This window comes from Aminobacter sp. MSH1 (genome assembly GCF_003071665.1).
GTDB lineage: Bacteria > Pseudomonadota > Alphaproteobacteria > Rhizobiales > Rhizobiaceae > Aminobacter > Aminobacter niigataensis.
Genome location: NZ_CP026265.1, coordinates 2,984,628 through 2,997,816 on the forward strand (window position 1 = coordinate 2,984,628; position 13,189 = coordinate 2,997,816).

General features: G+C 65.0%; 11 protein-coding genes. 1 reads left to right on the forward strand and 10 read right to left on the reverse strand.

The features are described 5' to 3' along the window. Position 1 precedes the first annotated feature (1 nt). Genes CO731_RS14750 through CO731_RS14770 form a run of 5 tightly spaced genes read right to left on the reverse strand, consistent with a single transcriptional unit; the run spans position 2 to position 7,384 of the window. Positions 2-2,446: an FAD-dependent oxidoreductase gene (locus CO731_RS14750; RefSeq protein WP_108607766.1), complete on the reverse strand. Its 2,445-nt coding sequence runs from the start codon at positions 2,444-2,446 to the stop codon at positions 2-4. Then, complete coding sequence (locus tag CO731_RS14755) at positions 2,443-3,624, reverse strand: pyridoxal phosphate-dependent aminotransferase (RefSeq protein WP_108609850.1); 1,182 nt, start codon at positions 3,622-3,624, stop codon at positions 2,443-2,445. Before CO731_RS14755 ends, CO731_RS14750 begins: the two co-directional genes overlap by 4 nt. A gap of 1 nt (position 3,625) precedes the next feature. Continuing rightward, positions 3,626-4,312: an HAD family hydrolase gene (locus tag CO731_RS14760; RefSeq protein WP_108607767.1), complete on the reverse strand. Its 687-nt coding sequence runs from the start codon at positions 4,310-4,312 to the stop codon at positions 3,626-3,628. Further along, complete coding sequence (locus tag CO731_RS14765; RefSeq protein ID WP_108607768.1) at positions 4,312-6,765, reverse strand: FAD-dependent oxidoreductase; 2,454 nt, start codon at positions 6,763-6,765, stop codon at positions 4,312-4,314. Before CO731_RS14765 ends, CO731_RS14760 begins: the two co-directional genes overlap by 1 nt. Before the next feature lie 22 nt (positions 6,766-6,787). Beyond that, on the reverse strand, positions 6,788-7,384 hold the full coding sequence (locus CO731_RS14770; protein WP_245439357.1) for an XRE family transcriptional regulator: 597 nt from the start codon (positions 7,382-7,384) through the stop codon (positions 6,788-6,790). 180 nt (positions 7,385-7,564) lie between these two features. On the opposite strand from CO731_RS14770, the gene CO731_RS14775 reads away from it, so the two are divergent. Beyond that, positions 7,565-8,275 (forward strand): nitroreductase, encoded by a 711-nt coding sequence (locus tag CO731_RS14775; protein ID WP_108607769.1) that lies wholly within the window; start codon positions 7,565-7,567, stop codon positions 8,273-8,275. 1 nt (position 8,276) lies between these two features. On the opposite strand, the gene CO731_RS14780 is transcribed toward CO731_RS14775, so the two are convergent. The 5 genes from CO731_RS14780 to CO731_RS14800 form a co-directional block, all read right to left on the reverse strand. After that, the gene (locus CO731_RS14780) at positions 8,277-8,672 is read right to left on the reverse strand and encodes a RidA family protein (RefSeq protein WP_108607770.1); all 396 of its coding nucleotides are present in this window, start codon (positions 8,670-8,672) and stop codon (positions 8,277-8,279) included. A 48-nt stretch (positions 8,673-8,720) separates the two neighbouring features. Beyond that, on the reverse strand, positions 8,721-9,206 hold the full coding sequence (locus CO731_RS14785) for an SRPBCC family protein (protein WP_108607771.1): 486 nt from the start codon (positions 9,204-9,206) through the stop codon (positions 8,721-8,723). A gap of 87 nt (positions 9,207-9,293) precedes the next feature. After that, complete coding sequence (gene soxG / locus CO731_RS14790; protein ID WP_108607772.1) at positions 9,294-9,881, reverse strand: sarcosine oxidase subunit gamma family protein; 588 nt, start codon at positions 9,879-9,881, stop codon at positions 9,294-9,296. Then, positions 9,874-12,870 (reverse strand): sarcosine oxidase subunit alpha, encoded by a 2,997-nt coding sequence (locus CO731_RS14795; protein WP_108607773.1) that lies wholly within the window; start codon positions 12,868-12,870, stop codon positions 9,874-9,876. Before CO731_RS14795 ends, soxG begins: the two co-directional genes overlap by 8 nt. Next, a complete protein-coding gene (locus tag CO731_RS14800) occupies positions 12,867-13,166 on the reverse strand; it encodes a sarcosine oxidase subunit delta family protein (protein WP_108607774.1) in 300 nt (99 codons plus the stop codon). The genes CO731_RS14795 and CO731_RS14800 overlap by 4 nt, the downstream gene beginning before the upstream one ends. Positions 13,167-13,189: the final 23 nt, after the last annotated feature.

The following is a 13,189-nucleotide window of genomic DNA, read 5'->3' on the forward strand; positions in this document are numbered from 1 at the left end:
GCTACATGCGCACGCGTTCGGCCTTCGGGTCGTACATCGGCTTGAGCGAGGCGTCGGCAGCGAAACGTTCGCCGGCGATCTCGATCTCGTAGCGCGAGCCGAGCACATCAGCCTCTGTTTCGTTGGCACAGGGCACATACCCAAGGCCGATGGCGCCCCCGAGATGGTGGCCGTAATTGCCTGATGTGATCGTGCCGACGATCTTGCCGTTCCGCACGATGGCTTCGTTATGGAAGAGCAGAGGCTCGGGATCGGTGAGCCGGAACTGGACCAGCCGGCGGGCGAGGCCGGAATTCTGCTTGCGCAGCACCGCGTCGCGGCCGATGAATTCGCCCTTGCCGGATTTCACGGCAAAACCGAGGCCGGCTTCCAGCACATGGTCCTCGTCGGTAATGTCGTGGCCGAAATGGCGGAACGCCTTTTCGATGCGGCAGGAATCGAGCGTGTGCAGGCCGCAGAGCTTCAGCCCGAGATCGACACCGGCTTCCTCTACAGCCTCGAAGACATGCGCAGCCTGATCGGTCGAGACATAGAGCTCCCAGCCGAGCTCGCCGACATAGGTGACGCGATGGGCGCGGGCGAGGCCCATGCCGATCTCGATCTCCTGCCAGCTGCCGAACGGATTCTTTTCATTGGAGAAATCATTGGGGCTGACCTTCTGGATCAGTTCGCGTGACTTCGGCCCCATCAGGCAGAGCACGCTTTCAGCGGCGGTTACGTCGGTAATGACGACGAACTCGTCTGCCAAATGCTTGCGGAACCAGGCGAGGTCGCGCTGCAGTGTTGCGCCCGGCACAACGGCCAGGAAGGCCGTCGGCGAAAGCCGTGTGACGGTGAGGTCGCTTTCGATGTCGCCGCGCTGGTTGAGCATCTGGGTGTAGACGATCCGGCCCGGCTTGACGTCCATGTCGTTGGCGCAGAGGCGCTGCAGATAGGCCAGCGCGTCGCGGCCCTCGATGCGGATCTTGCCGAAGGAGGTCATGTCGAACAGCCCGACGCCGTTGCGGACCGCCAGATGCTCCTCGCGTTGATTGTCGAACCAGTTCTGACGCTTCCAGGAGTAGCGGTATTCGCGCTCCTGGCCCTCGCGGGCAAACCAGTTGGCACGTTCCCAGCCGGCGACTTCGCCGAACACGGCACCGCGCGATTTCAGATGCTCGTGCAGGGGCGAGCGGCGGACGTCTCGCGAAGTTGCCATCTGGCGATAAGGGAAATGGTCGGCATAGAGCAGGCCGAGCGTCTCCGAGACGCGCTCCTTGAGATAGCGCCGGTTCTTCTGGAACGGCTGGGCGCGGCGGATGTCGACTTCCCAAAGATCGAACGGCGCCTCGCCGTCGTGGATCCACTGCGCCAGCGCCATGCCGGCACCGCCCGAGGAGACAATGCCAATCGAGTTGTAGCCGGCGGCGACCCAGTAGCCGCCAAGCTCCGGCGCTTCGCCGAGATAGTAGCGGTCGTCGGGGGTGAAACTCTCGGGACCGTTGAAGAAGGTGTGGATGCCGGCCGTTTCCAGCATCGGCATGCGGTTCACGCCCATTTCGAGGATCGGCGCGAAGTGGTCCATGTCCTCGGGCAGTTGGTCGAAGCAGAAATCCTCGCGGATGCCGTCCATGCCCCAGGGTTTTGCGACCGGCTCGAAGGCGCCGAGCATCATCTTGCCGGCGTCTTCCTTGTAGTAGGCACATTCGTCCGGCACGCGCAGCACCGGCAGGCGGCCGAGGCCCGGGATGGCCTCGGTGACGAGATAGAAGTGCTCGCAGGCATGCAGCGGGATGGTGACGCCGTTCTGCGCGCCCAGCTCGCGCGCCCACATGCCGGCGCAGTTGACGACGATGTCGGTCTCGATGGTTCCCTGTTCGCTACCTTGCGCCCACGACACGCCGGAGACGCGGCCGTTCTTCGTATGGACGTTGGTGACCTTGACGTTCTCGACGATCCTGGCACCACGCTGCCTGGCGCCCTTGGCCAAGGCCATGGCGATGTTGGCCGGGTCGCACTGGCCGTCGAGCGGAAGATGCACGGCGCCGACAACGTCAGAAACATTGAGATGCGGGTACATCTCCTTGACTTCGCAGGGGGAAATCTCGCGCACGTCGACGTTGAAGGCGCGGGCGAGCGAGGCCTGGCGATAGATCTCGTGCTTACGCTCCTCGGTCAGCGCCACGGTGATGGAACCGACCTGGCGCATGCCGGTTGCGACGCCGGTCTCTTCCTCCAGCTTGACGTAGAGATCGGCCGAATATTTCGCCAGCCGGGTCATGTTCTGCGAGGCGCGCAGCTGCCCGATCAACCCCGCCGCATGCCATGTCGTGCCTGATGTGAGCTGCTTGCGCTCCAGAAGCACGATGTCGGTCCAGCCGAGCTTCGCCAGATGGTAGGCGACGGAGCAGCCGGACACGCCGCCACCGATGATGACGGCGCGGGCACGGGCGGGGATTTCTGTCATGCGGCTGTTCTCGCGTAACTGGTGGCGAAGCGCCTCAGGCGGCCGGCGGCCTCCTGGAGCACGTCGTCGGGCTGGCACAGACTGATCCGGATGTGACCGGCCGCGGCATCGCCGAAGCTGACGCCCGGCATGACCGCGACCTTCTCGGCTTCGAGCAGGTCCCAGGCGAATTTCTCGCAATCGCGCTCGATGGCGCTGACGTCGAGCATGACATACATGCCGCCCTCGGAGCCGCGTACGGTGACGTTGTTCAGCCCGCGCATCTGGTCGATGAACAGCTTGCGGCGCCCGGCATAGGTGGCCGCGATCTGCTCGACGCCGAAATCGTTCTCCAGCGCCTCGATCGCCGCGCGGCTGACGAAATCGGTCAGGCCGTAGGTGGTGACGAGGTTGAGGTTGATGACTAGCGAGACGAGGTCGGCGGGAGCGGTGAGCCAACCGATGCGCCAGCCGGTCATGCCGTGGCTCTTCGACATCGAATTGATGACCAGAGTGCGTTCAGCCATGCCGGGCAGGGTCCGTGGCGACACGTGCACGCCGCCACCGAGGGTCCAGTAGACCTCGTCCGACAGCAGCCAGAGATCGCGCCGGACGCAGAGTTCGGCAATGTCTTCCAGGCACTTCCGGGAATAGACGGCGCCGGTCGGGTTGTTCGGCGTGTTGATGAGGATCGAGCGCGTGTTCGGCTTCAGAGCCTTCTCGATCTCCGCCGCACGCGGCTGGAAGCCGTCTGCAGCGTGGGCCTCGACCACGGTGTAGCTGGCGCCTGCGGCGCGGAACGTGCCGGGGTAGGTGGCGTAATAGGGCGCCACGACCACTGCGTGGTCGCCCGGATCATGCGTCGCCTGTACTGCGGCATAGAGAGCGGCCTGGCCGCCGGGCGTGGCGATGATCTCGGCGAGCGCTGTGTCGACGCCGGTGCAGCGTGTCGAGATCTTGGCCATGGCGGCGCGCAGGCGCGGCAGGCCGGGCAGCTGCGTGTAGTGATGGTAGCCTGCGCGGACCGCATCCACGCAGGCCTCGACAGTCTCCGACGGCGTGTCGAAGTCGTGGTCGCCGACTGACAGCATGATGATGTCTTCGCCGGCCTGCTTGCGCGTCATGGCGGCGAAGTGCACTTCCCAGCCGTCCTTGCCGGAGGGAACGATGCCGGAGATGCGGGAGGATGGTTTCGGCATCTCAGGCTCCTGCATCCTGCAAGGCCGCCAGGCGGGCGAGCGTCAGCCTGCTGGCGCTGTCGAGCCGGGGCGTCAGCGCGCCGTAGCCAGGGACCGAAGGGTGCGGGGTGCCGCCGGCATGATTGTGGGTGGCGGTGATGACGAGCACCCGCGCGCCCGCCGCCTCGGCGGCGCGGATGCCGGCCGGTGCGTCCTCGAACACCAGGCAATCCTCCGCTTTGTGGCCAAGCCGCTGGGCGCCGAGCAGGAAGCAGTCGGGGGCAGGCTTGCCGTTGGCGACGTCCTCGCCGGTGACCATGATCGGAGGGACAGGCAAGCCGGCGGCCTCGAGCCTGCGGAGCGCCAGCCTGCGCGGCGCCGAGGTCACGATCGCCCAGCGCTCGACAGGCAGGGCGTTGAGGAAGCTTTCCGCGCCATGGATAGCTTCGATGCCCTCGACGTCGTCGAATTCGGCTTGGGTCAGCTCCTCGATCTCGGTCATCAGATCGATATCCGGAAGGTTCAGCCGGGAGATGGTCTCGTACGCGCGAACGCCGTGGATGGTTGGCAGGAAGGTTTCCACGTCGAGCCCGTGCTTGATCGCCCAGGCGGTCCAGACTCTTTCGGTGGAGGCGATCGAGCTCAGGATGGTGCCGTCCATGTCGAACATGAAGGCGCCAAAGGCGCGATCGGGGAAGGGAAGGGACATTAGGAGCGTAACCTTTCGTTTTCGGGATCCCACAAGGGCTTGTCCTGCTGGACCGTGGCGCCGAAGCGCTCCCCGAAAATCTCGACTTCGATGGTAACGCCCGGCACGGCCAGATCGGCTCGCAGCATGCCCAGCGCAATCGATTTGTCCACCCTGTGGCCCCAGCCTCCTGACGTGGTCTCACCGACAATTGCGCCATTGTGCCAGAGTGTCGACATATAGGGCGCGTCGCAGTCGCCGGGCTTGTCGATGACAAGCGTGACGAAGCGCTTCTTCACGCCCTGCTGTTTTTCGCTGAGCAAGGCAGCCTTGCCGCGGAAGTCGGGCTTGTCCCATTTGACGAAGCGTTCGAGCCCGTCCTGAAGGATGGTGTAGTCGGTCGAGAGGTCCTGCTTCCAGGCTCGATAGCCCTTTTCCAGACGCAGCGCTTCGAGCGCGAACATGCCGAAGGGTTTCAGCCCGTGCTTCTGGCCGGCCGTCCAGACGGCGTCGAAGACGGCTGATGTGTCGGCGACCTTGGTATGGATCTCCCAGCCGAGCTCGCCGGCGAAGGAGACACGCACGAGCTTGGCCCAGCGCCCGGCGATGGTGGTTTCCTGATGCGTCAGCCAAGGTGCCGAGAGGTCAGCCCCGCAGATTTCGGCCAGGATTTTCCGCGAATTGGGTCCGGTGAGGATTTGCGTCGAGTATTCCTCGGTGCGGTCGATGAGCTTGAAATCCGCATCTTCAGGCATGTGCGACTTCAGCCATTCGAAATCGTGCCACTGGGCGACGGCGGCGGTGATCAGCGTCATCAGGTTTTCGGAATGGCGCACCACCGACATCTCGGTGACGATGCGGCCGTGATCGTCGGCGAAATAGCAGAGCCCGATACGGCCGACCTTGGGAACGGCGCCGGTGACCTGGGTCTCAAGCCATGCGGCAGCGCCCGGGCCGTCGAGATTGAAGCGGCTGAAGCCGGGCAAGTCGAGGATGCCGGCCGCATCGCGCACGGCGAGGCACTCCTCACGGATTCGGTTCTCCCAGGGGCCGGAGCGGGCGAAGGTCTGCGTCGACTCCTCCGAGACGTCGTCGCCCGGCTGGGCATACCAGGTGGCGCGTTCCCAGCCATTGTAGGCGTTGAACTGCGCGCCAAGGGCCGCGATCCGGTCGTGGATCGGCGAAAGCTTGCGGTTGCGCGCCGCCGGCCAGGCATGCCTGGGGAAATGAATGGCATATTCGTGGCCGTAGACCTCCATGCCCTTGGCAACCGCATAGTCGGGAGCGGACGCAAAGGAGGTGAAGCGGCGCGGGTCGCAGGACCACATGTCCCATTCGGTCTCGCCCCGGGTTACCCATTCGGCCAGCACCTTGCCCGCGCCGCCCGCCTGGGCGATGCCGAAGGTGAAGACGCAGGCCTCGAAGGCGTCGGGCACGCCGGGCATCGGGCCGATCAGCGGGTTGCCGTCGGGCGCATAGGGGATGGGGCCGTTGATGATCTTGGACAGGCCGGCGGTGCCGAGGATCGGCACGCGGCGGACGGCGTCGTCGAGATACCATTCCAGCCGCTCGAGGTCGTCGGGATAGAGCTGGAAGGAGAAATCCGCAGGCATCTGGTCGTCGGGCGTTGCCCAATGGGCGCGGCAGTTGCGCTCATAGGGGCCGAGATTCATGCCGTTCTTCTCCTGGCGGAGGTAGTAGGAGGTGTCGACGTCGCGCAGCAGCGGCAGCTTGTGGCCGGCCTCACGCGACCAGGCGGCGAGCTCGGGGATTTCGTCGAACAGGATGTACTGGTGGCTGATGACCATCATCGGCACGTCGCGGCCGAACATTTTTCCGACCTCGGCCGCGCGATAGCCTGATGCGTTCACCACCTTCTCGCAGCGGATTTCGCCCTTGTCGGTCGAGACCACCCATTCGTCCTTGTCGCGACGCACCGAAATCACCGGGCAGAAGCGGACGATCTTCGCGCCCATGTCGCGCGCGCCCTTGGCCAGTGCCTGGGTCAGCTGGGCCGGGTCGATGTCGCCGTCGTTGGGATCGTAGAGCGCGCCCTTGAGGTCGTGTGTCTCGACGAAGGGATAGCGGCGCCTGATCTCGTCGAGGCCGATGACGTCGATATCCATGCCCTGGTAGCGGCCCATGCCCTTGGCACGCTGGAATTCCTGCATGCGCTCCCTGGTGTGGGCCAGCCGGATCGAGCCGGTGACGTGATAGTTCATCGGGTAGTCGACCTCGGCCGCCAGCCCGCGATAGAGCTCGGTCGAATAGCGCTGCATGTTCATCAGCGACCAGGACGACGAGAAGGTCGGCACGTTGCCGGCGGCATGCCAGGTCGAGCCCGAGGTAAGCTCGTTCTTTTCGAGCAGCACGCAGTCGGTCCAGCCCGCCTTGGCGAGATGATAGAGCGAGGAAACGCCGACCGCGCCTCCGCCGATGATCACCACCCGCGCCGTGCTCGGCAATTCGGCCATGATTTCCTCCCTCAGCGTGCGATCAATAGACCGGTGGCGATACGACCCAGATGACCACCACCGGCACCGTTTCCGTGTTCCTCCACCGGAACGGCTTGTGGTCGAAGCGGAAACTGTCGCCTTCGCCCAGGCTGTGCCAGGTGCCGTCGATCTCGATGTCGAAACCGCCAGAGACGACGTAGCCGGCCTCTTCGGTGGGGCGCGTCACCGGTTTGGCCATGCCGGCACCTGGTGCGAAGATCGAGCGCAGCATTTCGAAGCTGCCGCCGAGGTCGGGCGACAGCAACTCTTCCACCAGGCCGGATTCGCTGCTGCCGAGCGTGCGCCGCCGGCCGGAGCGGACAACGACGCCGCGCTCGGCCTCCACCGGGGCCTCATGAGCGAAGAACAGGCTGATAGGGACGCCGAACAACTCGGCAAATTCCCGGAGGTCGCCGATCGACGGCGTCGACAATCCGCGTTCGACCTGGCTGACCCAGCCCACCGAGCGTCCGAGTTTCAGCGCGATCTCACTCAGCGTCAGTCCGCGTGACTTGCGCAGCGCGCGCAGATCGTTGGCGAGCAGGTCGCCTGCGACATCGCTTTCCTTGCGAAGGGAGGCTGTTGCGGTGGGACTCAAATCGGGCCTCGTGAAAATTTACTGCAGAATTTCATGAGATGGCATCTCTGTGAAAAATTCAAGCTCATTTTCATGGTCCAGCAAGTTTCTCTTGCGAGACTCCGGGAGAGAGTGCAAAGGCTCGATTTCGGACGGGCGGTGAGGGGCGATCCGACACTATCGATGCCATAGGGACAGCCGATGCTGGCACCGGACCAAAAACCGCTGGAACTGGATGACACCGAAATCGTCGACGAAGCGATCGTTTCGCGGCGCTCGGTACGCTCCTTTCTACCGACGCCCGTCGACGAGGCGGTGATCCGCGACATCCTCGATGTGTCGGCGCGAGCGCCTTCGGGCACCAACATGCAGCCTTGGAAGGTTTACGTCACCGCTGGCGAGATCAAGCAGCGGCTGAGCGATGCCATCCTCAATTCGGGCGTGCGCGCCGAAAAGGCCGTCTGGGACGAATACAAATATTATCCCGACCAGTTCTTCGAGCCCTATCTCGGCCGCCGCCGCGCCAACGGGTTCGGGCTCTACGGCGTGCTTGGCATCGGCCGGCGTGATGTCGACCGCATGCGGGCCCAGCACGACCGCAACTTCGTCTTCTTCGACGCCCCGGTCGGCATGATCTTCACCATCGACCGCCGGCTCAACCAGGGCTCGTGGATCGACTACGGCATGTTCCTGCAGAACATCATGATCGCGGCGCGGGCGAGGGGCCTGCATACCTGCCCGCAGGCGGCATTCGCGCCCTATCACCGTCAGATCCGGCCGGTTCTCGGCATTCCGGAAGAAGAGGTGGTGGTCTGCGGCATGGCGCTCGGCCACGAGGACACGTCGAAGCCGGAAAGCACCTTCCGCACCGACCGCGCGCCGCTCGACGAGTGGGTGCAGTTCCTGAAATAGGTCAGGCCGTTGGCCGGTTGCCTATGTAGGCGCAGCACTCCAGTTCGACCAGCGCCCCGAGCGCCAGGCCGTTTGCGCCGAATGCCGAGCGTGCCGGCAGGCGGTCGGGATCGAAACAGCCGACATAGACCTTGTTGAACTCTGCCCATCTCGACATGTCGGCCAGCATGACGGTGCATTTGAAGATGTCGGCCATGCCGAGGCCATTCTCCTCGAGCACCGCCTTGATGTTCTCCATCGTCTGCCGCGTTTCGGCCTCCATGCCGCCGGGAACGAGTTCCAGCGTTCCAGGGCGATTGCCCAGGGCGCCGGAAAGATAAAGCACGTCGCCAACGCGCACCGCCTGGCTGAACGGCAGCCTGAGCGCCTTGGCTTCGGCAGAATTGATGAATTCCATGGTCGCCCCCCTCAAAGGAGGCATATTGCCCGCAACGGGATTGGCTTGCTAGCCGGCAGCAGTGTGGCGCTCGGCGAGATAACGGCGCAAGCCGGCTTCGCCGCGCGGCGTGGTCCAGCGATGGTTCCACGCGAAGGCCGGGCGAAGCAGGGGCGAAAGCAGGCGCAGGATCGGCCGCTCGACCAGCACCTGCCAGGTGAGTGCGACATGCGTGCCTCTGCCTGAAGGCGTCAGCACGGCGCGCCAGTGGCCGTCGAAATCGCCTGACGTTTTCACCGCAACGATCTTGCCCGGCTCGAGTTCGACCGCTTCGAGAATGAAATTCAGTTCGTAAGGCAGGAAGCCGCGGGCGCGTGCGCGGGCCTTGGCGCCAACCGTCGGCCGCTCGTAGGAGGTCAGCTTTTCCACCTCCTTGTAGACGTCACCCCACCAGAGCGGCAGCAGGCCCGGGTCGGCCAGCACCTCCCACACCTCCTGCGGGGTGGCATCGGGAATTTCCCAAACCTCATCGAAGCGGAACGAATTGCTCGCCATGGCGCGAACCTTCGGACACCGAGATGGCCTCGCCAATGAGCGGCGGGCGACAGCGATTTTAGTCCTTTGAAGGGCGGGTGGCCACCGCTACCTCACTTCGTAGCCGACCTTGTCGGAGGCGTGGCACAGCATCTTCCAGAACGATCGGGCGAACGAGCGGAAGACGTAGAGGTCGAAGCGGTCGGGGCTGCTGCGCTGGATCTGGGCGAAGATGTCGTGATGGGCGGTCGAGATGCCGGAGCCTTGCGGGAAGGCGACGAGCGAGAAATCGACAGCGAACAGTTTTGCCAGCACCCATTCGGACTTTGGGCCTGCAACGCGAATGGCGGTGCGGCCATGGGACAGGTCGGTGACGCTGCCCGTGGCTGGGGTGACGGCGCTGGCCAGCGTGGAAGCAAGTCCTTCCGCCGTGTCGGTGACGAGGAATTTGCCGGGCGCGAAGCCGAAAACGGTGTGGCGTTCGGAGACTGCACCGGCACCGGCGCCATCGGCAAGCTTGAGGCCGGTGATGGAGGAGATGGCAGCGATCAGCTTCTTCTCCTCGCCAGGCCACGCGGCAACCTGGACGATGGAGCCAAGTGCCATGTCGGAAAGGGTCACGCCGACGCCGTCGACGAAGTTGCCGTGCGATCCGGGCCGGAACACTGCTGCAAGCGGTGAAAGCTGCTCAACCATGCATGCGCTTCCCTTCGGGATCGAAGAAGTGGTGGCTTACGATCTCGACCGGGCCGAACCGGTCGCGCAGCGGGTCGGAGACATGGGCACGCGTGCCGTGCCGGGACTTGCCGTCCGCGACGAGCGCCAAGGCGATGTACTTTTCGAGCGCTGGCGAGAAGCAGGCGGCGGTGATGTGGCCGAGCGAGCCATGCGGGTTGTCTGCGTCGACTTCCTCGACGATGTGTGCGCCGCCGCTGAGCGGACGGTTGTCGAGCGAAACCAGGCCGACAAGTTCGAGCCGGCCCGAGGCGACCAAGCCTTCGCGGTCCATCATGGCCGAGCCGATGAAGGGCTTTTTCTTGGACAGCATCCAGCCGAGATGCAGGTCGCGGGCCGAGGTGCGGCCGTCTATTTCGGCGCCGGTGACATGGCCCTTTTCGATGCGCATCGTGCCCAGCGCCTCGAGCCCGTACGGCACCATGCCGAAAGGCTTTCCGGCCTCGATCAGCGCTTCCCAGACATGCGTGCCGTGGCCGGCGCCGCTATAGACCTCGAAGGCCATTTCGCCGGAGAAGGACAGCCGGCAGATCATGACAGGCGCGCCTGATATCTCGCCGTGGACGATGCCCATGAAAGGCAGCGCCTCGTTGTCGACCCTGGTGCCTGTGACGCAGGCCGCCAGGATTTCCCTGGACTTCGGTCCGCCGATCGCCGCGCCCGCCCACTGGTCGGTGACCGATGTCAGGTGCACCTTGAGGTGCGGCCAAACGACATCGAGGAAGTATTCGAGGTGCTGCATGACCTTGCCGGCATTGGCCGTGGTCGTCGTCATCAGGAAGTCGTTGTCGCCAAGCCTCCAGGTGGTGCCGTCGTCGAAGACGAGCCCATCCTCGCGCAGCATCAGGCCGTAGCGTGCCTTGCCGACCGGCAGGGTCGAAAAGACGTTGGAATAGACGCGGTCGAGAAGTTCCGCTGCGTCCGGACCCTGCACGGCGATCTTGCCCAAAGTCGACACGTCGACGATGCCGGCTGTTTCACGGGTCGCCTGCGCTTCCCTGACATAGGCCTGCTCGATCGTCTCGCCCGGCCCGCCATAGATCATCGGACGGAACCAGAGCCCGGCCGAATACATGGTGGCGTCGTTGTCGAGGTGCCAGTCGTGCATCGGCGTCAGCCGTTCGGGTTTGAGGTCGCCGAAGCGCTCGGCGGCAAGTGCTCCGACCGAAACCGGCGCGTAGGGTGGCCGGAATCGCGTGGTGCCAACCTCAGGGATCGGCTTGCCCAAGGCTTCGGCCATGATGGCTAGTCCGGGAACGTTCGAGCCCTTGCCCTGGTCGGTTGCCATGCCGAGCGTGGTGTAGCGCTTGAGGTGCTCGACCGAGACGAAGCCTTCGAGATGGGCAAGGCGCACGTCGTCCGATGTCACGTCGTGCTGGAAGTCGACGAAGGACTTGCCCTTGGCCCTGATTTCGAAAACCGGCGCGGGATGCGGGTCGAGCGCGGCGGGCTCGACGTCGGGAAGCGTGCCCGTCTCAATGGGGGGCAGGCCCGCCGCAATACGGCCGGCTGCAAAACCCTCGGCGATGGCTTCCGCTGTCGAGAAGGTGCCGTTGAATGCGCCGGCACCGACCCAGCCCTTGCCGGCTTCGGGCGGCAGGAAGGCCTGCAAGTCGTCACCCCAGACCGGCCGCGCGCCGGCTTGGCTGGCGAGATGAATTGTCGGCGACCAGCCGCCCGACATCAGCAGGCAGTCGGCCTCGATGCTGCCGGCGGCTGACGGCAGAGGGCCGGTCGCCACGGTGAATGGCGCGAGCTTGATGCCGGTCAGTTTCTTGCCACCTTCGGTGCCAATGACGGCATGGCCGACCAACAATTCGGCGCCGCATCGGTGGGCGAGCGCCCGGCACTCCTCTGATATTTCGGGGCGCACGTCGATGATGGCTGCGACGGTCGCGCCGGTGTCGTTGAGGGCGGCGGCGGACCGATACGCGCTATCGTTGTTGGTGAAAACCGCGATCCTGTCGCCCGGCAGCACACCAAACTCGTTGGCGTAGCGCTGCGCCGCACTCGCCATCGTGACGCCAGGGCGGTCGTTACCGGGAAACACCAGCGGCCGCTCGAAGGCGCCGGTGGCGAGCACCACCCTGCCAGCGCGGATGGTCCAATGGCGGTGACGTGGCGCACCCTTGGCAGGGGAAGCCTTGTGATCGCTGACGCGCTCGACGGCGGCAAGCGTATTGCCGTCGTAATAGCCCCAGACCGTGGTGCGCTTGAGCAGGCGCACGTTTTTCTGGTCCCTGAGTTCGCCGACGATGTCGGACGCCCATGCGGCTGCAGGTTCGCCGTCGATGGTTTCACCGGACCAGTTGGCCGAGCCGCCGAATTGCGGATCGATCTCGGCCAGGATGACGCGCGCGCCGGATGCTGCGGTCTCGCGCGCAGCCGAGAGGCCGGCCGGGCCCGAACCGACGACGAGCACGTCGCAGAACGCGTTCATGCGCTCGTAGCGGGATGGATCGGGCGCGTGGCCGGCGCGGCCCAGGCCGGCGGCGCGGCGGATGATTTTTTCACAGAGCATCCAGAAGCGGGTGCCCTTCAGCGGGCCTATCACCGGACCCATGAAGGTCTTGTAGTAAAAGCCGGCCGAGAGGATCTTGCCGCCGAGCTGGTTGATGGCGCTGACGTCGTAGGCGAGCGAGGGAAAGCGGTTCTGGCTGACGGCAACGAGGCCGTCGTGGACCTCGACCATCGTCGCTGGAATGTTGGGCTCGCGGACATCGCCGCGCAAAACCGTCACCAGCGCGTTGGGTTCGTCGACGCCTGCGGTCAGCACGCCTCGCGGGCGATGATACTTGAACGAACGCCCAAACAGCGAAACGCCATTGGCGAGCAGCGCGGACGCCAGCGTGTCGCCTTGATGGCCGGTATAGGCTGTACCGTCGAAGGTGAAGCGGATGGTGCGAAGCCGGTCGATGCGGCCACCCGAGGGTGTGCGGCGCGGGCTCATGCCTTTGCTCCCGACTTGCGGCGGCCATGGGCGGGCGCACCCTTTTCGCGGGCAAAGCGCACGCTTGATATTTCGTGGGTCAGCGTATCGCGTACCACTGCCAGATGAGCGCGGCAGCCGCCGGCATGCTGCCAGATTTCGTTATGCGCGCCGGCCGGGTTGAGCCGGTCATAGACATAGGTATTCCAGGCGACGAGGTCGGTCGAGGCCGGGTCCGGTCGGTTGCGGTTGCCGTCGCCCTGGTAGGCGAATTCGGAGACGTCCCGGGGGCCGCAATAGGGGCAGGTGATCAGCATGCGTTCGAGACCTTAGAGCCTGT